Raw genomic sequence first — 20,069 nt, 5'->3', positions numbered from 1 at the left:
ACGAGGGCGCGCCGAACGACGGGCCGTGGGGCACTCACGACGAGCCCGCGCCGAACGACGGGCCGTGGGGCACTCACGACGAGCCCGGCACGCAGAACCCGATCCCGGCTGGCAACCACGACGAGCCCGGCACGCAGAACCCGATTCCCTCGGGCAACCACGGCACGACTGTCACACCGCCGACCGGAGGCAAGACCCACGAGCCGACTACCGGTGGCAAGTCCACTTCGGGCAAGACCAACACGGGCAAGACCAACACGGGCAACGCCAACACGTCGAACAGCTCCGGCAACACCGTCACGTCGAACAACCGTGGCCAGTCGGTCGACGACCAGGGCCAGTGGCAGAACACTCCCGTGGCAGGTGCTGCGGGAGGCGAGTCGCTGGACACGTGCGGCACGGCGATGAACACGGCTGGGATGAACGCGGCCGCGGTGCAGCCCGGTGGTCAGCTGGCCCAGACCGGCGTGAGCGACTCGGCTCTCCTGCTGGCCGCACTCGGCATGGGCGGCCTGGGCGCGGGCATCGCCCTCGCGGTCGGCCGACGCCAGCAGCCGCAGCAGATCGCCAGCTGAGAAGGTTCATCAACGCGAGGGGCCACAGGCGGTGGCCCCTCGCGTCATGCGTGGCCCAGCCGTCCTCGTTCGCTGTCGCGGCGGCCTGCAACGTCCGCAGGGATCACCCGTCGGTAGTGACCGACGCCGCCGCCGATCCGCCAGGTGCTGTCGGCTCCGGCTCGCCGCTGCATCCGCGGAACAGCATCGAGCCGACGAACACGATGAGCGCCACACCGAGAATCGTGAACTTCCTCCGGACTGTGCGCCACACGGCGTCGTTCCCGGTCCGCTGGTCGTCTCCCATCGTCGGACCGTAGCGATGAGCGCGGCCCGACGCGCGCCACACCTGCCGATGGCGGGACGGGCCTCGCGCGTCAGGCGGCGGTGGGCCGCGCCACCAGGCGGCCGTCCAGCAGGTGCGCGGTGGCATCCACGGCCCCCAGCGTGGACTCGTCGTGCGAGACCAGCAGGGTCGCGGCGTCGAACCTGCGTGCCAACGACGTGACCAGCGCGATGATCTCGACACCGCGCTCGTGGTCCAGGGCCGAGGTGGGCTCGTCCACGAGCAGCACGTGCGGTTCGCCGACGAACGCCCGCGCGATGGCGACGCGCTGCCGCTGCCCGCCGGACAGCGTGCCGGGCCGCTTGTGCGCCCACGGCCCGAGGCCGACGGCGTCCAGCATCTCGAGCGCCCGGTCCCGGACCGAGGAGGACCGGCGCCCGCGCAGGTGTGCCAGCAGCTCCAGCTGCTCGAGCGCGGTCAGGGACGGGATCAGCTGCGGCTGCTGGAACACGAACCCGATCCGCTCGAGGCGCATGGTCGTCGCTGCGTCGCGCGGGGTCGTCGTCGTGAAGACGGGAGGACTCTCGCCGAAGCTCACGGTGCCGGACGTCGGCGGCGTCAGGCCGCCCGCGACCGCGAGCAGGCTGGACTTCCCTGATCCGGACGGGCCGAGCAGGGCTGTCGTCGTGCCGGACGGGACGGTCAGGCTGACGTCGTCCACGGCCGTGAGCGTGGCGTCGCCGTCGGGGTAGACCAGGGTGACGTTCTCGAGGCGCAGGTCCATGGGGTCTCCGTCAGCGGGCCGCGAGAGCGGCGTGCGGGTCGACGCGGGTGATCTGGGCGATGGCGAGCGCGGCGCCGAGCAGTCCGACGACGACGAGGACGAGCGCGGGCACCAGGGTCGTCGACACCCCGATGGCCACGGGCACGACGGACTGCAGCAGCACGGTGGTGAGCCAGGCCAGTAGCGTCCCGATGCCGACGCCGATGACGAGGATCACGAGCGCCTGGCCCAGGGCATCGCGCAGCAGGTACCGGGTCGAGGCGCCGAGGGCCTTCATGACGGCCACGTCTCCACTGCGGCTGATGGTCCAGACCGTGAAGAACGCGCCGACGACGAGCGCGGCGATGCCCACCAGGAACACGACCATCAGAAGCAGCGATCCGTGCTCGGAGGCGTACGAGCTGATGGCGGACAGGGATGCGCGCGCGGTCTGGGTGACGGTGCCGATGTCGTCGTCGGCGGCAGCGAGGGCGGCGTCGTCGGCTCCGCTCGTGGTCAGGGCGACGACGGTCGCGACCGTCGTGGGGTCGGAGCCCGGCGCGAGGTGGGCGCCCAGCTCCTGCCAGTCGGCCAGGCTCGTCCACATCACGGGTGTGTGGGCGTAGGCGGCGGTGACATCGAGGACGCTGCTCACCGTGACGGTGAGCGTGCCGATCGACAGCGTGTCGCCGGCGCTGGCGCCCAGGGCATCGGCAGCGCCCGACGAGAGGAGCGCGCTCCCGTCGGCGACGTCCACGTCGCCCGAACCCTCGGGCAGGAGCCCCGAGGCGGGCTCGATGCCGAACGCGGTGACCGCGGCGGTCGTCGTCGTCGACGTGGCCCGCACCTGGGCGATCCCCAGCGGTTGCGCGGAGCTCACCCCGTCGACCTTGCCCCACGCCTCCCACTGCTGCTGCTCCACCTGCGACCCGGTGAACGTCGGCCCGCCGCCCGGGCCGGACGGCGGGGCGTCGGCCGCCACGGTGAACGCCAGGTGGTCGGCGGGCAGGCTCGTGATCGCGGACGTGGAGTCCTCGCCCAGCCCGCGTGTCAGCGACGCGAGAAACACCACCAGGTAGGTGATGAGCACGATGACCGTCGACATGAGCAGGAATCGCCCGCGGGCGAACCGCAGGTCACGCAGCGCGACGAACATGGGGCTCCCCGAGGTGCACGGTCAGTGACCCCACCCTGCACCGTCAGGACGCCGGGCGCACCGCGCCACGCGTGGTGGGGAGCTCAGCGGCGCAGCCAGCGCCGCGCCGAGGCCCACACCGGTGCGCCGTTGCGGTCGCGGGCGGCCGCCAGGACGTCGTCGAGAGGGTGCGGGAGGGTCACGACGAGCGCCTCGGCGTCGACGTCGAGCAGGTCGCGCGCGACGATCTCGCCGTCGAGGGCCCGGCGGATCCGGTACTCGAATCCGGCCTCGGTCCCGCCGTCGACCACGGCGTACCCCGGAGCCTCCCGGGTGCCCGGCCGCGGCAGGAACCCGAGCCCGTGGGTCTCCCGCCAGGCGGGCAGCAGCCAGGTCACCAGGTAGCGCTGCAGCACCTCGTCGTCGTCGGTGACGAGCTGGACACCGTTGGAGGCGCCGCGCTCGAAGGCCTCGACGGTCAGGGTGCCCGCGTCGTCGGTGACGACGACGTGGACGTCCTTCCTGCCGATCGCGAACCCGCCGTCCTGCTCGCGCACCCAGCGCTCGCTCTCGCGCGCCAGCCCTGCGACGCGGGGGTCGAGCCGCGCCGTCATCGCAACACGCCCTTCTCGCGCAGCTGCTGCACCGTCAGGGATCGCGTGCCCTCCATGAACTCACCTGGATTCCTCCGCCCGGATGGCCGAACGCCGGCGCGATCTCTCGGACACCGAGCCTGCGGGTCGACGAGCGCTCCTGACCGGCCTACCCGTCGGCAGCGGTGCGCGCTGCTGCGGCGATGTCGAGCAGGGCGTGGTTGCTGAAAACGCGGACGACGGCTCCCAGCAGCTCGGCATCACCCGAGCGTGCCGCTGCGGCGATCCCCCCGAGTCGCTCGGCATGAAGATCGAGCGCCACCTGGGGGCCGTAGAGGTTGACCGCACGCAGGACGTGCAACCGCAGCCGTCTGGCGGTCTCGACCAGGACGCGGTTGCCGCACCGTGACAGGAACAGGTCGGGCACGCTGAGCGCCAGGCGCTCGCCGAGCTCGGGAGCACCATCCACGGACCGGGCGGCGACGGTCCGCTCGACGTCGGTGAGCCACGCGATGTCGCTCGCCTCGAGGTGGGGCGAGGCGGGCGTGGGCGTCGGCGGGCACTGCATCCCGATCGACCCGATGTACCTCAACCACCACGTCGTCCAGCGCCTGGGTCAGCCGTTGCGGTTCGTCGAGCTGGCGCAGGAGGTCAACACCTCCATGCCCGCGTACGTCGTGGACCGCGCGCAGGATCTGCTCGACCAGCGCGGCCAGGATCTGCGCGGCGCGCGCGTCCTGATGCTGGGGGTGACCTACAAGCCCGACATCGCCGACGACCGAGAGTCGCCCGCCGTCCCGCTCGCCGAGGAGCTCATCGCTCGGGGCGCCCGCGTCGAGTACCACGACCCACTCGTGCGTCGGTGGTCGGTGGACGGCGCGAACCGGGTGTCCGACGCCGACCTCGGTCGGGCCCTCGAGGGTGCTGACATCGCGGTCCTCGTCCAGAAGCACGGCGTCTACGACGTCGACGCCCTCGCGCGACGGTCGCGGTTGTTCCTCGACACGTCGGGTACGGCGACCGAGGCGGTCGCCGAGCGGCTGTGACGGTGTCGGAGCGGGTCAGGACACCTTCGACGATCAGCGCACGGTCAACGTGCTGGTCGACGAGCTCGCCGGAGTCAGGCACGACGCGGAGCTGCCCGTCGGGGTGAAGGTCGCCGAGACCTTGTAGGTGCCACGCTTGAGCTTCGGCAGCACGACCGTGACGCGGTTCTTCGACGTCGGGACCATCTTCACGCTGACCGCCTTCGAGCCGTAGCGCACCTTGACGGTGCCGCGCGGCCCGACCTGGCCGGTGACCTTGACGACGACCTTCGCGCGCGAGGATGTGCGGACCGAGCGGTCCACCAGGGTCGCGCTGACGGTCGGGCGGATTCGTGGGACGAGACCGGTCACCAGGTCGAAAGTCGTGGACTCGTACCCGGGGCGAGAGACGACGACGTGCGCGCGAATCCGCTTGGACGTGTCAGACAGCGAGAGCTTGTAGGACGCCGACCGGTTGTCGGAGGAGGTGATGGTGCCTTGTGTCCACGTGTACGTGAACCGGACCCCGGGCGAGTTCCAGGTCCCGGGATCGACCTTCAGCGTGGAGCCGACGCGGACGGCCCCGGTGAGTCGAGGGGCGACCAGTGCACGAGGCGCGGCGCCCGGAGTCACCCAGACGGAGTCCGTCGCCTCCGCTGTCTCGTGTCCTGCCAGAACGCTGCGGACGACGAGCTGGACGTAGGTGTCGACCTCGCCGGGGCCGAGGGTGAGCGATGAGCCACGACCGATGATCCGGCCGTTCGACGTCCAGACGTAGCTGGTCGTCGTACCCGACTGCCCCCCGGTCACCTTCGCGTCGAGACGCGACCCGACGCGCGCGGAACCGGTGATCGCGGCCGTCACCGCCGGAGCGGCACCCAGGCTCACAGGTGCCCAGGTCTCTGAGCCGTAGGTACCGTCCAGACGGTTGGGCGCCGATGCTGTGACCACTACCCAGACGTACTTGCCGACATCGTCGGGAGAGACCCGATACGTCGAGCCTGCGGCGTTCGTCGTCACCGTGCCGCGCGCGAGGTCCTCTCCCGAGTGCCAGCTGTAGGTGACAGTGACGTCGTCCTCGCTCCAGGTCGGCGCAGCAAGCGTCAGGACGTCACCGACTGCGGGGGTGCGCTCGATGGTGGGCTTCGCCCCTGTCCTGTACAGCGACTCCCAGACCACGGCGTCGGCGTCTGTCGCCGGCGCCGTGACCGGGACGGCGGCACCGGTCGGCACGACGTGGGCATCGACCTGCCCCAGGCATCCGGCGTCGATGCCCATTCCGCCACTGACGCACACCGTGTACGACGCGCCGGCGCGGAGCCCGTCGATCGAGTAGGACCCGTCGATGCGGTTGTAGGCGACCTGCCTGCGTTCGCCATGGATGGCGCTCGCCACGACCGCCCACCTGGTGTCGCCGCTGACGAGCGGTCGGTCGGCGTAGCGGAGCGTCCCCTCGATCTTGGCGACCGCGTCGAGGGCGACGTCGAGCGTCGTCCCCGCCTGAACCGGTGCTGCGTCGGCATCGAGGTCGGAGGTCGTCCCCTGGGACGTGATCCAGCCTCCGACGTACGACGAGCCGGTGTACGCCATGACCTGCAGGGGATAGGACAGGTCCGGGTCGAGGCCGCGGATCGTGAAGGCGCCGTCCTCGTCCACGGGTCCGGAGCGGGACCCTTCAGCGCCAGTGGCACCCGCCTGCATGCTGAGCCGCCAAAAGTCGCCGTTGCTCCCCGTGACGTGTCCGGAGATGGTGGCCGCGGGCCGTAGCTCGAACGTGCCGAGGTCTGCCGGGGCCTGCACCGCGGCTGCCTGCGCGCGAGTCGCGACGAGGGCATCGCCCGCGACGTAGCCGCCGACGAAGTCCGAGCCGTCGACCTCGATCTTGACCACCGGGTCGCCGACGGGGCCGGTGCGCGGCCAGCTCGTGACGAACTGCGCCACACCATCGACGGTGCGCATGGTCGACGAACCCCACCAGTCGCCGTTGGCGTCGACGACCCGAGAGGTGATGTGACTCGCGTCGTTCGGGATCGCGACCTGGTAGGTGATGGCGTCCGTGCTCGCCTCGTCGGCCCCCGCAGGTGCCACGGCGCCGGCCGCGAAGAGTGCTACGAGGGCTGAGATGGCCGTGGCGCGTGAGATGCGTCGGATGCGGGGCACTGTCGTCCTGTCGTCGAGGTGCCTCCTGCATCGGCACGCGCACATTGTGCCTTGATCGCCGCGGGCACCTGACCACCCGGGGGTGCCGGGAGTCGAGAACTCACTCGGGCGGGCGCGTCCTGGTCTGGTTCGAGCGCGCCGGGTCGATCGCCGCCTGCAGCACCTGGACGAGCGCGGGCCGCACCACCTCGCCGGGCAGTGCCTCGAGCGTGGACATCACGCCGGCCAGCTCGTCGGGCAGCCCCTCGGTGAGCACGCGTGCCACGAGTCCCGGATCGGGATCGGCCGCGGGCACCCCGCGGACCTCGTCGGCCGCCTGCACGAGCGACGCCGCCAGGTCCGCGGCGATCGAGTCGGACACGGCGGTGAGGGTGAGGTGCGCCGTGCGGGGCAGGACCGTGCCGTCGGGCTGGGTCATCGCGGGCTGGGACTGCGCGAGCCAGCCGTGCCGCCGCAGCGCGTCGACGAGACGGAAGGGGTCGACGCCGCCGTCGTCGGCGAGGGCGAGCAGCGGACCGGTCGGGGAGCCCACGACCCGCAGGCCGGGGATCGCGTCAGCCGCGGTGCGCAGCGTGTCCGCCGCGGACCGGGTGCGCGCGACGAGCTCCGCGTAGCCCGAGTCGCCCAGCGCCTCGCCGATCGCCCAGGCCGCGGCCATCGCGCCGGCGGCGCGCGAGCCGAGCACGGTCGGGTTGACGACGGGGTAGCCCGGCCACGCGGTCGTCGCGAAGTACTGCGCGGCGTGCCGCTCGCGGCCGCGGTGCAGCACCACGGACGCGCCCTTGGGGGCGTAGCCGTACTTGTGCAGGTCGGCCGAGATGGACGTCACGCCGGGTACGGCGAAGTCCCACGCGTCGAGCTCGCCCCACCACGGCAGCACCCAGCCGCCGACGCAGGCGTCGACGTGGCACGCGACGCCGCGCGCTGATGCCCCGGCGGCGACCTCGGTCACGGGGTCGATCACGCCGAACGGGTAGCTGGGCGCCGAGACGACGACGAGCGCGGCCCGCTCGCCGAGCTCGTCGAGCGCCGCCAGCAGCGCCGCCGCCTCGGCACGACCGGACTCCACCGAGACCGGCACGGCCACCACGTCGAGGTCGAGGTACTGGGCCGCCTTGTGGAACGCGGGGTGCGCGGTGGTGGGCAGGACGATGGCCGCGCGGGCGTGCGAACGGGCCGGGTCGGCGGCACGCCACAGCTCGCGCGCGGCCTTGACCGCGAGCAGGCACGACTCCGTGCCGCCGGACGTGACCGAGCCGACCACGTCGTCGTCGCCGTGGAACAGGTCGCGCGCGCGGCCGACGAGCGAGCTCTCGAGCGTGGCGACCGACCGGAAGGTGGTCGGGTCCAGTCCGTTGACCGGCAGGAACGCGGTCGCTGCCTGCTCGGCGAGGCGATCGAGGTCGGCGCGCCCCGAGTCGTACACGTACGCGAGGATCCGGCCGCCGTGCGTCGGCGGGTCGGTCGCACGCATGGCGGCGAGCTCGGCGAGGACGTCGTCGGGGGAACGGGTCATGCGGAAACCTCCGTGCGGTGGTCGACGACGTCGGCCGTCAGCCGGTAGCGAGCGAGCGGGACGAGGCTGAGCGCGACGAGGATCGCGGGCAGCAGGGAGAACGCGACGACGATGCCGGTGAGTGCCGACGCGGGCTGAGCGGCGACCTCGTCGCCCGTGCGGGAGACGAAGCCGGTGACCGCGAGCAGGCCGAGCACCAGCGTCGGGCCGAGAGCCAGCCCGGCGGTCTCGCCCGCGGTCCACACGCCACCGAGGACGCCAGCACGGTCGACACCGCGCGTGCGGGCGTCGACCACCGCGACGTCGGGGAGCATCGCCAACGGGTAGAGCTGCATCCCGGCGTAGGCCACGCCGGCGAGCGCGACGGGCACGTAGACCCACGTGCCGGGAGCGCCGCGCAGGAACATCAGCGACAGTGCCGAGGCCGCGAACAGCACCGACGCGCCGACGAGCGCACGCTGCTTGCCGACGCGGCGGGCGAGCCGCGTCGCGAGCGGCATGACGAGCAGCGCCGGCGCGACGAGCGCGACGAACAGGTAGGTGACCGCGTCCTCGGAACCGAGGCTGTAGGTCGCGACGTACTGCGCCGCGCCGAGCATCGCGCCCGTGGCCAGCGCCTGCAGGACGAATGCCGCGAGCAGCGCGCGGAATGCCGGCAGCTCGCGCAGCGCGGCGATCCCGGAGCGGAACTCGTCGCCGCGTCGCTCGGGCCGGGGCGCGACAGCCACCTCCTCGGGAGCCTCGACGACGGCACGGCGCGGGGCGCCCCACCACGCGGCGAGCATTCCGAGCCCGATCACGACGCCGCAGACGATCCCCATCACCGCGTACCCCGCACGCCCGCCGCCCGCTGCGTCGCGGACCAGGGGTCCGCCCGCGCCGAACGCCAGGATCGCGACGGCCAGCACCGCGATCCGCGGAGCGAGCAGGCGCGTCCGCGCGGCGTAGGTCGGCGCGATCTCCGCCGGCAGCGCGATGTACGGGACCTGGAACAGGCTGAACGCTGTCGCGGCCGCGATGAACGTCACGACGACCCAGGCCGCCGCCCACGGCCCGTCGAGCGCACGGGGTGCGGCGAACACTGCCGCGAACAGGAGCGGAAGCGTGAGCGCGCCGGCCAGCAGGAACGGGCGCCGCGACCCTCGTCGGGCTGCGGAGGCGTCCGACCGAGCACCGATGAACGGGTCGATGATCACGTCCCAGATCTTCGGCACGGTCACGACGAGCCCTGCCACGCCGGCGGCGACGCCGAGGGTGTCGGTCAGGTAGTAGGCGAGCACGAGCCCGGGGAGCGTCCCGAACCCGCCCGTGCCGACGGATCCCAGCGCGTACCCGACGACGGTGCGGCGGGGGATCGTGGCTTCACCTTCATGCATGGCGCGCATCATGCCCGCTCGGTGGCTCTCGCCGAACCTCGGCACGCCGCTCGAGAGCAGCGGCGCGTTGGCAGAGGCCGAGGGGGACCGTCAGGCGCGCGACGCGGCGTGGTGGGCCGCCATCTGCGCCTCGGTCAGTGCGTAGGTGTAGAGGGCGACCTCGTCCATGACTCCCTTGTAGCTCTCGACGCCCAGCGCGCCGGGATCGTCGTAGGGCTGCAGGTGGGTGCCGATGACGAACCGAGCGGCGGTCACCGTGTCGCGGCCCGGGACCGTGCCGCGCCAGACGGAGGTGTCCATCCGGATCGTCACCGAGGCCCCGGACATCGAGACCGCGAGGTAGTGCCACGTCGCGTCGCCCGGGATGTTCCACTGCAGGTGCAGGGGAGCTGAGGCCTCGTCGGCCTGGTAGTACAGGCTTCCGTACTGGACGAAGATCCGGTCGCGGAAGCCCGTCGCCGTCCGCAGCTCGGCGATCGTGGACGTGCCATCGTTGTCCGCCCAGCTCCGGGACTTCACGAAGGCCTCGAACGTGAAGTCGGTGGTGTTCGGGTAGACCCGGCTCGATGCGATCGCGGACACGCCGCCGAAGAGCGTCGCGGAGTTCACCGTCGTCTGCCCGGGGAGCGCGCCCGCGACGTCCCGGGTCGGGGAACCGCGGTAGCCGCTCGTGTGGCCGTTGCCCGAGGAGTCGACGACGACGTCGCCCGACTGCTCGTCCATCCGGAAGAACAGGAACGGCGAGTCGGCGAGGACCGCGTCACCGTAGGGGCCGAGTGCCGAGCCGGCCACGGTCCAGCTGCTCGCACCGGTACTCGTCGTCGCGGCGAACGCGGCGTCGCTCCGGGCCGCGCTCAGCGGTGCGGCGACCACCGCGAGGGCCACGAGACCGGCCGTCGCCGGCGAGAGTCGCAGGCGGCCGCGCTCGTCCGGCCGTGCGAGCGGCCGGTCGGAGGCGCATCGGGCCAGCAGCGCCAGCGCCGCGGCCGCGGCACCGAGCGCGACCCAGCTGCCGTCGTCGAGCCACACCTTCGGGAAGCCCACCCACGGGACGCGGAGCCGACCCAGCCACGCAGACCCGACGGGAACGGGCGTGGAGTCGACGTCGGCGTTCGCGTCCCCCTTGGTGAGAAGCGACCCGTCGGCCCGGACGGCGTGCACGCGGTGGGTCAGGAGGTGACCCTCGGCGGCCGGGTTGTGCACGGTGACGATCTGGCCGGCCCGCACCTCGTCGAACGCCACGGGAGAGGACGCGACGACGTCGCCGACGCGGATGCCGGGCGACATCGAGCCGGACGCGATCGCGGCGACGTTGAGGCCGAGCAGAGCGAGCAGCAGCGGCCACACCGCGAGCCCGGCGAGCGTGGCGAGCACCGTCCGCGCGAGGGTCACGCGGACGGTGGTCGGCCAGCCGTCGCTCGACGCCTGGTGGTGCTCGCGCACGTCAGCCTCCCGCTCGTGGTGTGGGTCCGGATCAGCTGGTCTGCGCTTCCCAGGCGAACTTGAGCGCCGTGGTCTGCCCCTGGACCGTGTTGCCTGCCGACGCAGGCAGCGACCACGAGATCTCGTACGGCTTGGTGGCGGTCGACGTCGGGGCCCAGCCGCCGACGCCCTGCGACCAGGCGGTGAGTGCCGAGAGCTCGGCGAGGGTCCCGGCGAAGATCGGCGAACCGTCGGTCTTGACGGTGATCTGCAGCGCCTGCGCGAGCGCGCCGGTGGTGTCGCCGTCCTTCGCGTACATCTTGACGACGACCGCGAGGTTGCCGGTGTAGGTGACGTCGACGGTCTTCGTACCGGTGGCGCCGGGGACGATGCCCGTGACCGTGAAGACGTCGGTGCCCACCTTGCTGTTGGTCAGGGCGACGCTGCCGGACGTGAACGAGTTCGCACCCGTGCTGGTCTGCGCCGTGAAGGCGGCGTGGGATGCCTGGCCGATCATCAACCCGGCGACGAGAAGTCCGGCGGGGATCGCGGCGATCTTCGTGTACCTGCGGGCGTCCATGGCTTCCTCCAGGAGCCGTGCCGCCCGACCTCGACGTCTGGGCGACCGTGGCTGTTCATCACACCCCCGGCCGGCGCCGTCCTCGTGGGACGAAGGTCTCCTCGGCGCCCCCGAAGAGCGTGGTGCGACCAGCGTGGGGTGTGTGCGTCCGGGTGGATTCGGCGGGGCTGCGTCGCTCGTCGGCGCTCAGGTGCGATAACGCCCGCTGTTCCGTGACGACGCGTCTGGTCGTACGTTGGCGGTGCACGGTGTGTCCGACGGACGATCTCGGCCGGCAGTCAGCCGGGTCTGGGGGCGAGACGACGAAGACGCAGGGGGAGCGAGCCCCGCAGGGAGCCGCCGGGAGACGGTGCCGAGCGCTCGTGCTCGCGGCTGCTGTCGGGGCCTGCCTGTGCGGGCTCGCCGTCCCGGCACAGGGCGCCGACGACGACGTCGTGCGCGACTTCTACACGACGTACTACGGCTACCCGAACCCGGTCGAGCCCGGCGGCACCGTCACCTGGTACATGTCGGGCAAGAACGCCGAGGTCTCGACCACCGCCCTGACGAACATCGGCTGGTCGAGCGACGTGTGCGGCGATGCGGCCTATGCGGGCCCCTTCGCACCGGGGGAGGAGACGCCGACCGGCACCTGCGCGGTCACCGCGCCCGCCTTCGGGGAGGTGACCAACGCCACGACGTTCCGCGCCGACGTCCCGGAGATCGGCCAGACGCTCGTCGTCCCACTCGTCGGGCACGTCCCCGTGCTGTCCACGTCGATCACCGGATCGGTGCACGGCGAGCCGTCGACCGTGCGCCCGGGGGAGCAGATCGTGTGGACCACGCGCCTCGAGAACACCGGTGGCGCAAGGCTCGTCGGGCCGGGGTGGGAGTCGACGCTGTGCCCGGGACACGACGAACCCGGGCCGTTCCCGGCCGGCGCGTCGACCGCCGAGGTGACGTGCACGACCGTCGCCCCCGCCCGAGGACCGGTCACCGACGCCGTGACGTTCTCGGCCACGGTCCCGGGAACGGGAGACGTCGTCAGGACCACGGCCTCGCCGACGGTCGAGGTCGTGCCGTTCTCCCCGGCGATCGCGCTCAGCGTGGCCGGGTCGCCCGACCCGGTCCGTGCCGGCGCCGACGTCACATGGACGCTGCGCGTGACCAACACCGGAGACGTCGTCGTCGGCGGCCTGTCGTGGTCGGGATCAGGCTGCGCCGGGGGAGCCCTCGACGACCTCGCGCCGGGTGCCGACTCCGCTCTCCTGACCTGCACGGTGACCGTCCCTGCGCCGGGGCTCGTGCGTGCAGCGGCGGCGGTCTTCAGCACGCAGTTCCGCGTGGACGGGCGCGCCGACGTGACGCAGGAGGCCGTCTCGGCCAGCGCCACCGGATCGGTCGTGGTCGAGCCCGCCGTGGGCGAGCCGACGCCGACGACGCCGACGACGACGCCGACGACGACGCCGACGGTCGCGCCGACCGGTTCGCCGTCACCCTCCTGGACGCCGACCAGCTCGCCCGCCGTCACACCGACGACCACCGCGACGCCTGCACCTGCGGCTCCCGGCCCGACGAGCCCGCCGCGGCAACCTGCCCCGGGTTCCACGGCCGGACCCGCACCGGGCGAGCTCTCGGCGACGGGCGGTGACGCGACCTCCTTGGCCGTCGGTACACTCCTGCTCCTGCTCGCGGGCATCGGGGTGCTCGCGTCACGCCGGCGGCTTGCGGCGTCCCCCGACGGCGCGACCGCCAGCGCTCGGTCCGTCAGACGGCGGTGACCAGCCAGAGGCCGATGAGGCCCAGGGGACCCGCGCAGGTGCTCAGCGCGGCCATCAGCAACGTGGCGAACGAGCTCAACGTGTCGTCCTTCCAGCCACGTGGTCAGGTCAACGCGTCGGGAGGCCGCGGTCCCGCCGACCCTAGCGGTGCGCATCCCGCACGTCTGGGGCGAACGTCCTGACCTGCGGCGTCAGCTCGCCGGCGTCGACCCGTCCACGTACAGCCACCCGCGCTCGCGGACGAACCGGCTGCGCTCGTGCAGCAGCCCGCGCGCGCCGTCGGCCTCGTGGTGCGCGACGAACTCCACCTCGCCCGCGTCGTCCCACGGGCCGCCCGCCACGACGTCGAGCACGACGAGCCGCCGCCAGCGCAGGTCGGGCTCGAGCGTGAGCGTGCGGGGCCGGGTGGCCGGGTGCCAGGTGCGCAGCAGGTACGCCGCGTCGCCGACCGCGAAGGCGGTGTAGCGCGAGCGCATGAGTGCCTCGGCGGTGGGTGCCGGGCGCCGACCGTCGAGCGCCGGTCGGCAGCACGTGCCGAACACTCCGAGGCCGCACGGGCACGCCTCGTCGTCGCCCGGGAGATCGTCAGGCACGGCGGTCCCGCAGGCCGAGCCGCTCCAGGTGCGGCCCGCTGAACACGCCCTCGGGGTCCAGCCGCTCGAACAGGGCGCGGGCGTCGTCGAGCCGCGGCGTCACGCGGGCGACGGCCTGCGGAGACATCCCGTGGAACTTGCCCCAGTGCGGACGCGCGTCGAATGGCGCGAGGGTCGCCTCGATCTCGGGCAGCAGCGCGCGGACGGCGTCGGGACGGTTCTGCCACGTGAAGTGGATGGCCAGGACGTCGCGCTCGTACGCGGGGCTCAGCCACAGGCCGTCGGCGGCCGCCGTGCGCAGCTCGCTGACGAGCAGGACGCGCGCGATCCGCGGCGCGCGCGTTCGCAGGGCCCGGAGCGCGTCGGCTGCCACGCGGCGGTCGACGAAGTACTCGGTCTGGATCTCGTCGCCGTTGCTCGGCGTCGAGTCGAGCCGGAAGTGCGGCAGCCGCTGCGACCACGGACCCGGGACGCCGCCCTGCGTCGTGAGGTTGTCCTCGCTGCCGGCGACGATCCGCCCCTCGGACCCGGTGGCGGCCGCCACGCCGTACCAGCGATCGGGCACCGGTGCGCCGTCGTCGAGCCGGGTCTTGCGCCAGGTCTGGTCGAGCGTCGGCTCGTCCCAGGTCGTGAAGACGCTGACGCTGTACGCGGCGCCGGTGAGGGCGTCGAGATCGTCCAGCAGGGCGTCCCACGGCAGGCCGTGGAAGACGTCCTGCCGCACGTCGAACGTGGGCTGGACGTCGAGGGTCACGCGCACGACGATCCCGTACGCGCCCAGCCCGACGACGAGCCCGTCGAACTCGGCATCGCCCCGCGTGACCGTCGTCAGCCCTCCGGCCGCGTCGACGTAGGTCACGGCGCGGACAGCGGTCGAGAGCACGCCGTTGCCGTGCCCCGAGCCGTGCGTCCCGGTCGCGATCGCGCCGCCGATCGAGATGTGCGGGAGCGAGCCGAGGTTGTGCAGCGCCCAGCCGCGGTCCTGGAGCCAGGTGGCGAGAACCCCGTACCGCGTCCCGGCCCCGACCGTGACCGTGCGGGCACCCTCGTCGAGCACGGGGTCGGCCGGGATGTCCGTGACCGTCACGAGCGTGCCCCGGGTGTCGGCCAGGTCGTTGAACGAGTGCCGCGTGCCCAGCGCTCGGACGCGGCCGCCGGCCGCGACGGGCTCGCGGACATCGTCGATCGACTGCGCCTCGACCAGCCGGGGCGCGGTGAAGGTGTACGTCCCGGCCCAGGTCTTCGTGCTGCTCACGGCTCCGATCTTCCCGACTGGCCGACGCTCGCGCCAATGCGAGCGGGATCGGGCGCCCAGGAAAGCGCGTGCACGACGGCGCGTCCGGGCCGCAGGATCGACTCCCATGAACCAGCCAGAGATCTGGGGCGCCGACATCGCCGCCCAGTACGACACCCCGGGCACCGGCATGTTCGCGCCCGAGGTCCTCGGCCCGACCGTCGACCGCCTGGTCGAGCTCGCCGCTGGCGGTCGGGCGCTCGAGCTCGCGATCGGCACCGGACGCGTGGCGGTGCCGCTGTCCGAGGCGGGGGTGAGCGTCGCCGGCATCGAGCTGTCCGAGCCCATGCTCGAGCGCCTGCGGACCAAGGCCGACGAGGCCACGATCCCGGTCGTCGTCGGCGACATGGCGCGCGTCCGGGCGCCGGGGGAATTCGCGCTCGTCTACCTCGTCTTCAACACCATCTCCAACCTGCTCACGCAGGCCGAGCAGGTCGCGTGCTTCCGCAACGCCGCCCGGCACCTGAGGCCCGGCGGCCGGTTCGTCATCGAGCTGTGGGTGCCCGAGCTGCGCTCGCTCCCGCCGGGCAGGGGCGCCACGGTGTGGCACGACGAGCCCGGCTACATCGGCCTCGACACGTATGACGTCCTGAACCAGCAGGTGGTCTCGCACCACTTCCGGTTCGGCGAGGGCACGGCGGCCTCACTGGGCCGGAGCCCGCACCGGTACATCTGGCCCGCCGAGCTCGACCTCATGGGGCAGCTCGCAGGGTTCGTGCTGGAGTCGCGCACGGCCGACTGGGACGGCTCGAAGTTCACCGCGGACTCACGGTCGCACGTGTCGGTCTACCGGCTCGCCGGCGCCGGCTCGGACTGACGAGTCGGCCTCACACGTTCGGCCCCTTCCGCGCGGTTCGCCTCGCCGATACGTTGCCCTCGGCACATCTGACCAGAGCTGTTGACAGGGGACACATGAAGCTCGCCCGCACGCACTCGATCCGGCGTACCTGGGCGTGGGTGGCGGTGAGCGCAGTGACCGTGACGATGGCCATCGCGCCGCCTGCATCGGCTGCGCCGGGCGACCTCGGGAGCGGGTCGGGCGCGATCGTCGCACCCTCGTCGAACCTCGCTCTGATCCGCGCCGGGCTGACCGACGACGCCGTGTACGGCGAGTCGCTCGCCGGCATCGTCGCCGCGCCGCGCGGAGTGGCCGGCGCGAGCTGGAGCCCCGTCCTCGTCGACGGCTCGCCGCTCGTCGGTCGACTGCTGCAGTCGGACTCCGAGGTGCTGCTCGTCGCCGACGACGACGCGGCTGCGGACTCTGTGGTGTGGAAGGACGAGCTCGGCGTCTGGCACGCGCGCTCGGTCCCGTCGGGGTCCGTGCTGGGCCGCGGTGGCCGGTACGTGCTGCTGCCCGCCCAACCTGCCGGGACCGCGCGCGTCACGTGGCGGATCGAGGACGTGCGGACCGCCTCGTCGTGGAGCTACGAGGCGCCCGCGGACCGAGGCGTGTCGATCGACGGTGGGACTCTCTGGGCGCTCGAGGTGGCGCCCGCCTCCGTGGTGGAGATCGACCTCGCGAGCCACGCCGTCGTGAGCAGACGTGGCGTGCCGACCGGGTACACGTTCTACGCGCCCCGGGGGCGCTGGACGCTCACCGGGTCGGCGACGCTGCCCTTCATCCTGGACGTCCCCGGGATCTACTCCTCGTTCGGTCTGCGCTGGGAGTTCGACGCCGACACCGTCGACCTCGGCCGAGACGTCGCCGTCGGGATCGGCCGCGACACGGACAGCCCGACCCTCACCGTCGTCGAGCTGGCAGGTGAGCAGCGAGTCACGCGCTACGGCCCGGCCATGAACGCCCGCCCTGATCTCGACGACGCAGCCCAGAGCGTGGCCTACGTCGGAAGTGACGGGCGCGTGCGCCTCGTCGACCTGCGGGGTGCCCCGGTCGCGGCCACGACGAACGGCGAGACGGCGCCTCCCTCCCAGCCCTACCTCGCGCTCGAGCAGGGGTCGGTGACGAGCGGCACGACGGTCACGGCCAGGTCGTCGGGCGTGTATGACTACACGACAGGCTCCTTCCGTGCCAGCGGCGGAGCGGTCATCGAGATGACCTACCGGCAGGCGCCGTTCGGACGACCGTTCGGGGCCTGGGCGGCGAGCAGGCCGACGACGACCCTGACCGCCCGCGCCGCGGACGGCGTCACGACCTGCTTCACCGCCAGGGCCCACGACGCCAACGGCAACTACACGTCGTGGTCGGAGTCGGTGTGCTCGCGCACCGACACGTCAGCGCCGCGGTTCACCAAGGTGAGCGCTCCGTCGGTGGTCCGCGTGGTCAAGGGCAAGGCGGTCGGCACGCTGACGTACGCAGCCGACGACCCGAGCGGCGTCCTCAGCTACGACGTGCGGTACCGGGTCAAGGCCAAGGGGGCCGCCGCCTACGGCGCGTGGGTCTACCGCACCGCTTTCCAGGGGACGACGAGCACGACGACCGCTGTGTCCATCAGCGACGGCCAGCGCCTGTGCCTCGCGGTCCGCGCGCGCGACGGGCTCGAGCACGTCTCGGCGTGGTCCACGGAGCGCTGCATGGGCACCGACGCCGCCGCACCGCGGATCACCCGGACCGCTGCGCCGCGCTGGCTGCCCGTGCCGAGCAGCGGCAAGGCGAAGATCACCTTCACGTACGCCGGCACGGACGATCGCGGCGTGACGTCGTACGACGTGCAGGTGCGGGTCGCGCCGGTCGACGGCCCACGCGGACTGCGGACGACGGTCGCTGCACGCACGACGAAGACGTCCGTGACACGCACGCTGCGGGCGGGCGAGGAGGCGTGCTTCCGCGTGCGGGCCCGCGACGCTGTCGGCAACGTCAGCAGCTGGTCGAAGGAGCGCTGCACGAGCGTCGCCGCCGGGCCGACGTCGAAGCCGATGGACGCCGACAAGGTCTCGACCGTCGGCGGTGTCAAGGTCGTCGCGCTCAAGAACGGCGTCCGGCACGGGTCCGGGGGGTACTGGAGCGCGAACGTCTTCCACTCCGGTTCGACGGGGATCCGGTTGCAGGTGCGCACGTGCCCGGCGTGCGGCACGTTCAACGTGCAGGTCGGCGAGAAGGTCATGGCCGTGAAGACGACGTCCTCGAGGACGGGGTGGAAGACCGTCACGCTCCGATGGAAGAACTCGGGCGAGGGCGAGTTCGTGTTCTTCGACGAGGTCACGCCCTACCCGCGCGAGCGGGTCACGACGTCCTACGTGCGCTCCTGGGTGCTGCTGCACGACTGACCTGCTCCCCTCGCCCGTCGCTCGCGTCCGAGCTGCCTACGGCTGCGGTGCGCGGACGTCGGGGACCGACGAGGGTGAGGCAGGCTCCTGACCGGTGCCACGCCAGTCCTCGAGCACGCGCATGAGGTGGTAGATCACCAGCGCGGCCGCGGTCCCGAGCGCGATGCCCTCGAAGACCAGGTCGCCGGGCTTCCAGGTGAAGTTCGCGATGCCGACGACGAGCGCGACGGCGGCGGTCGTCAGGTTCTTCGGGTCGGAGAAGTCGACCTTGTTCTGCACCCAGATCCGGGCGCCGAGGATGCCGATCATCCCGTAGAGCACCGTGGTCGCGCCGCCGAGCACTCCCGCAGGGATGGAGGCGACGACCTCGCCGAACTTCGGCGACAGCGACAGCACCAGCGCCGTCGCGGCCGCGACCCAGTAGGCCGCGGTCGAGTAGACCTTGGTGGCGGCCATGACGCCGATGTTCTCCGCGTACGTGGTCGTGCCCGAGCCACCGCCGAGGCCGGCCAGGGTGGTGGCGATCCCGTCGGACAGCAGGGCACGCCCGGCCAGGGGGTCGAGGTCGCGGCCCGTCATCGCCGCGACGGACTTCACGTGCCCGATGTTCTCGGCGATGAGGACCAGCACGACGGGGACGAACAGGCCGAGGAGCGAGACGTCGAAGCTCGGGGTGACGAAGTGGGGGAATCCGACCCAGTCGGCCTTGCGCACGGCCGCGAAGCTGACCTCGCCGCGCAGCGCGGCCACGCCGTAGCCGACCAGGACGCCGACGAGGATGGACAGCCGCCCGAGGATTCCCCGGAAGAGCACGGTGCACAGGATGATCGACAGCAGCGTGACCAGCGCGGTGACCGGCGCCGCGCGGAACCCGCTCGTGCAGGACTCGACGATCGCGCCGTCGACGACCGACTGCTGGCAGGTGCCCCACGCGGTCGGCGCGAGGTTCAGCCCGATCAGCGCGACGATCGTGCCCGTGACGACCGGGGGCATGAGCGCGTTGATCCAGCCCGCTCCGGCGACGTGCACGACGACGCCCACCACGGCCAGCAGCAGACCCACCACGACGATCCCGCCGAGCGCCGCCGACTGGCCGCCCGACGCGGTCGCCGCGGCGATCGGCGCGATGAACGCGAACGACGAACCCAGGTAGCTCGGCAGCTGGTTGCGCGTGACGAGCAGGAAGAGCGCGGTGCCGACGGCCGAGAAGAAGAGCGTCGTGGCGGGGGAGAAGCCCGTCAGCAGCGGGACCAGGAACGTCGCGCCGAACATCGCCACGACGTGCTGCATGCCGATGCCGATGGTCCGCGGCCAGCTGAGCCGCTCGTGGGGCGCGACGACCTCGCCGACGCCGATCGTGCGGCCGTTGCCGTGCAACGACCAGCCGTGCTTCTTCCCACCGGTGCTCATGGCTCGTCCTCGTCGTCGTGGCTGGGCGGTGACGCCGTCCCGTGCGGACCGGCGAGCCGGACGCTAGCAAGGGACCCGGGCCTTCCACCAGGGACGTTCGGGCTGGTGGGGGTGCCGATCGGTTCGTCGAGGCGCATCATCGAAGGAGCCGATCCGACGAAGGAGACCCACCATGACCTCAGAGCAGACCTCGACCCCCGCCGAGGACGACCGCGTGCACGCCGAGGCCCCCGCGGAGGGTGCCGCAGCAGCTGGCGAGCCCGGGTCGACCGACACCCGCGAGCACTCGAGCGACCCCGCCGAAGGCGCCGACGACGCCTGACGCACCCCCGCAGCTCCTGGCGGGGGTGGCGCTGCACGGAAGCAGCGCCTGACCC

19 protein-coding genes are annotated in these 20,069 nt (G+C 72.6%); 6 read left to right on the top strand and 13 right to left on the bottom strand.

Annotation, left to right across the window (positions count from 1 at the left end; translation table 11 throughout):
* Window positions 1-575, top strand: a 575-nt coding sequence (locus D1825_RS15980) for an LPXTG cell wall anchor domain-containing protein (protein ID WP_118768407.1), incomplete at its 5' end; no start/stop codon positions are given.
* Between the two features lie 103 nt (window positions 576-678).
* Here D1825_RS15980 and D1825_RS18025 read toward each other — a convergent pair.
* The 5 genes from D1825_RS18025 to D1825_RS15960 all read right to left on the bottom strand — a co-directional run bounded on the left by D1825_RS18025 (window position 679) and on the right by D1825_RS15960 (window position 3,923).
* Window positions 679-861, bottom strand: coding sequence for a hypothetical protein (locus D1825_RS18025; protein ID WP_138067697.1), 183 nt, complete (start codon window positions 859-861; stop codon window positions 679-681).
* A 70-nt stretch (window positions 862-931) separates the two neighbouring features.
* A complete protein-coding gene (locus D1825_RS15975; protein ID WP_118768406.1) occupies window positions 932-1,624 on the bottom strand; it encodes an ABC transporter ATP-binding protein in 693 nt (230 codons plus the stop codon).
* Window positions 1,625-1,634: 10 nt separating this feature from the next.
* Window positions 1,635-2,759 carry an ABC transporter permease gene (locus tag D1825_RS15970; RefSeq protein ID WP_118768405.1) on the bottom strand — a complete coding sequence of 375 codons (1,125 nt, stop codon included), beginning with the start codon at window positions 2,757-2,759 and terminating at the stop codon, window positions 1,635-1,637.
* Between the two features lie 83 nt (window positions 2,760-2,842).
* Entirely contained in the window at window positions 2,843-3,352 is a 510-nt protein-coding gene (locus tag D1825_RS15965; protein ID WP_118768404.1) for a hypothetical protein, read from the bottom strand.
* Window positions 3,353-3,500: 148 nt separating this feature from the next.
* On the bottom strand, window positions 3,501-3,923 hold the full coding sequence (locus D1825_RS15960; RefSeq protein WP_199721626.1) for a hypothetical protein: 423 nt from the start codon (window positions 3,921-3,923) through the stop codon (window positions 3,501-3,503).
* Between D1825_RS15960 and D1825_RS15955 the strand changes: the two genes are divergently transcribed.
* Entirely contained in the window at window positions 3,844-4,377 is a 534-nt protein-coding gene (locus D1825_RS15955; protein WP_118768402.1) for a UDP binding domain-containing protein, read from the top strand. The genes D1825_RS15960 and D1825_RS15955 overlap by 80 nt on opposite strands.
* A 33-nt stretch (window positions 4,378-4,410) precedes the next feature.
* Here the strand turns inward: D1825_RS15955 and D1825_RS15950 are convergent, their stop codons facing one another.
* The 5 genes from D1825_RS15950 to D1825_RS15930 all read right to left on the bottom strand — a co-directional run bounded on the left by D1825_RS15950 (window position 4,411) and on the right by D1825_RS15930 (window position 11,410).
* Window positions 4,411-6,516 carry a hypothetical protein gene (locus D1825_RS15950; RefSeq protein ID WP_118768401.1) on the bottom strand — a complete coding sequence of 702 codons (2,106 nt, stop codon included), beginning with the start codon at window positions 6,514-6,516 and terminating at the stop codon, window positions 4,411-4,413.
* Window positions 6,517-6,616: 100 nt separating this feature from the next.
* On the bottom strand, window positions 6,617-8,032 hold the full coding sequence (locus D1825_RS15945; RefSeq protein ID WP_118768400.1) for a pyridoxal phosphate-dependent decarboxylase family protein: 1,416 nt from the start codon (window positions 8,030-8,032) through the stop codon (window positions 6,617-6,619).
* The gene (locus D1825_RS15940) at window positions 8,029-9,408 is read right to left on the bottom strand and encodes an MFS transporter (RefSeq protein WP_118768414.1); all 1,380 of its coding nucleotides are present in this window, start codon (window positions 9,406-9,408) and stop codon (window positions 8,029-8,031) included. Before D1825_RS15940 ends, D1825_RS15945 begins: the two co-directional genes overlap by 4 nt.
* Window positions 9,409-9,498: 90 nt before the next feature.
* Window positions 9,499-10,851 carry a signal peptidase I gene (locus D1825_RS15935; RefSeq protein ID WP_118768399.1) on the bottom strand — a complete coding sequence of 451 codons (1,353 nt, stop codon included), beginning with the start codon at window positions 10,849-10,851 and terminating at the stop codon, window positions 9,499-9,501.
* A gap of 31 nt (window positions 10,852-10,882) precedes the next feature.
* Window positions 10,883-11,410: a SipW-dependent-type signal peptide-containing protein gene (locus tag D1825_RS15930; protein ID WP_118768398.1), complete on the bottom strand. Its 528-nt coding sequence runs from the start codon at window positions 11,408-11,410 to the stop codon at window positions 10,883-10,885.
* 362 nt (window positions 11,411-11,772) lie between these two features.
* Between D1825_RS15930 and D1825_RS15925 the strand changes: the two genes are divergently transcribed.
* Window positions 11,773-13,170, top strand: coding sequence for a hypothetical protein (locus D1825_RS15925; protein ID WP_118768397.1), 1,398 nt, complete (start codon window positions 11,773-11,775; stop codon window positions 13,168-13,170).
* A 191-nt stretch (window positions 13,171-13,361) separates the two neighbouring features.
* Here D1825_RS15925 and D1825_RS15920 read toward each other — a convergent pair whose 3' ends face one another.
* Together D1825_RS15920 and D1825_RS15915 are read right to left on the bottom strand one after the other, a co-directional pair.
* Window positions 13,362-13,763: a YchJ family protein gene (locus D1825_RS15920; protein WP_118768396.1), complete on the bottom strand. Its 402-nt coding sequence runs from the start codon at window positions 13,761-13,763 to the stop codon at window positions 13,362-13,364.
* Window positions 13,756-15,018: a D-arabinono-1,4-lactone oxidase gene (locus D1825_RS15915; protein ID WP_233549944.1), complete on the bottom strand. Its 1,263-nt coding sequence runs from the start codon at window positions 15,016-15,018 to the stop codon at window positions 13,756-13,758. Before D1825_RS15915 ends, D1825_RS15920 begins: the two co-directional genes overlap by 8 nt.
* Before the next feature lie 106 nt (window positions 15,019-15,124).
* Between D1825_RS15915 and D1825_RS15910 the strand changes: the two genes are divergently transcribed.
* Together D1825_RS15910 and D1825_RS15905 are read left to right on the top strand one after the other, a co-directional pair.
* Window positions 15,125-15,874 carry a class I SAM-dependent methyltransferase gene (locus D1825_RS15910; protein WP_118768395.1) on the top strand — a complete coding sequence of 250 codons (750 nt, stop codon included), beginning with the start codon at window positions 15,125-15,127 and terminating at the stop codon, window positions 15,872-15,874.
* A 95-nt stretch (window positions 15,875-15,969) separates the two neighbouring features.
* Window positions 15,970-18,282, top strand: coding sequence for a fibronectin type III domain-containing protein (locus tag D1825_RS15905; RefSeq protein ID WP_118768394.1), 2,313 nt, complete (start codon window positions 15,970-15,972; stop codon window positions 18,280-18,282).
* A gap of 36 nt (window positions 18,283-18,318) precedes the next feature.
* Here D1825_RS15905 and D1825_RS15900 read toward each other — a convergent pair whose 3' ends face one another.
* On the bottom strand, window positions 18,319-19,692 hold the full coding sequence (locus tag D1825_RS15900) for a uracil-xanthine permease family protein (protein WP_118768393.1): 1,374 nt from the start codon (window positions 19,690-19,692) through the stop codon (window positions 18,319-18,321).
* 172 nt (window positions 19,693-19,864) lie between these two features.
* Here D1825_RS15900 and D1825_RS18480 point away from each other — a divergent pair, with 172 nt between their 5' ends.
* Complete coding sequence (locus D1825_RS18480) at window positions 19,865-20,014, top strand: hypothetical protein (RefSeq protein ID WP_199721623.1); 150 nt, start codon at window positions 19,865-19,867, stop codon at window positions 20,012-20,014.
* The last annotated feature ends 55 nt before the right edge of the window (window positions 20,015-20,069 follow it).

It is taken from the genome of Cellulomonas rhizosphaerae (assembly GCF_003470205.1).
Lineage (GTDB): Bacteria > Actinomycetota > Actinomycetes > Actinomycetales > Cellulomonadaceae > Cellulomonas > Cellulomonas rhizosphaerae.
The sequence above is the reverse complement of the archived record's forward strand: the minus strand, read 5'-3'. Positions and strand labels throughout refer to the sequence as shown.

Coding starts and splice junctions, on each gene's coding strand:
- D1825_RS18025 (WP_138067697.1), bottom strand. CDS start 861: ATGGGAGACGACCAGCGGACCGGGAACGACGCCGTGTGGCGCACAGTC.
- D1825_RS15975 (WP_118768406.1), bottom strand. CDS start 1,624: ATGGACCTGCGCCTCGAGAACGTCACCCTGGTCTACCCCGACGGCGAC.
- D1825_RS15970 (WP_118768405.1), bottom strand. CDS start 2,759: ATGTTCGTCGCGCTGCGTGACCTGCGGTTCGCCCGCGGGCGATTCCTG.
- D1825_RS15965 (WP_118768404.1), bottom strand. CDS start 3,352: ATGACGGCGCGGCTCGACCCCCGCGTCGCAGGGCTGGCGCGCGAGAGC.
- D1825_RS15955 (WP_118768402.1), top strand. CDS start 3,844: ATGTCGCTCGCCTCGAGGTGGGGCGAGGCGGGCGTGGGCGTCGGCGGG.
- D1825_RS15945 (WP_118768400.1), bottom strand. CDS start 8,032: ATGACCCGTTCCCCCGACGACGTCCTCGCCGAGCTCGCCGCCATGCGT.
- D1825_RS15940 (WP_118768414.1), bottom strand. CDS start 9,408: ATGCATGAAGGTGAAGCCACGATCCCCCGCCGCACCGTCGTCGGGTAC.
- D1825_RS15930 (WP_118768398.1), bottom strand. CDS start 11,410: ATGGACGCCCGCAGGTACACGAAGATCGCCGCGATCCCCGCCGGACTT.
- D1825_RS15910 (WP_118768395.1), top strand. CDS start 15,125: ATGAACCAGCCAGAGATCTGGGGCGCCGACATCGCCGCCCAGTACGAC.
- D1825_RS15905 (WP_118768394.1), top strand. CDS start 15,970: ATGAAGCTCGCCCGCACGCACTCGATCCGGCGTACCTGGGCGTGGGTG.
- D1825_RS15900 (WP_118768393.1), bottom strand. CDS start 19,692: ATGAGCACCGGTGGGAAGAAGCACGGCTGGTCGTTGCACGGCAACGGC.
- D1825_RS18480 (WP_199721623.1), top strand. CDS start 19,865: ATGACCTCAGAGCAGACCTCGACCCCCGCCGAGGACGACCGCGTGCAC.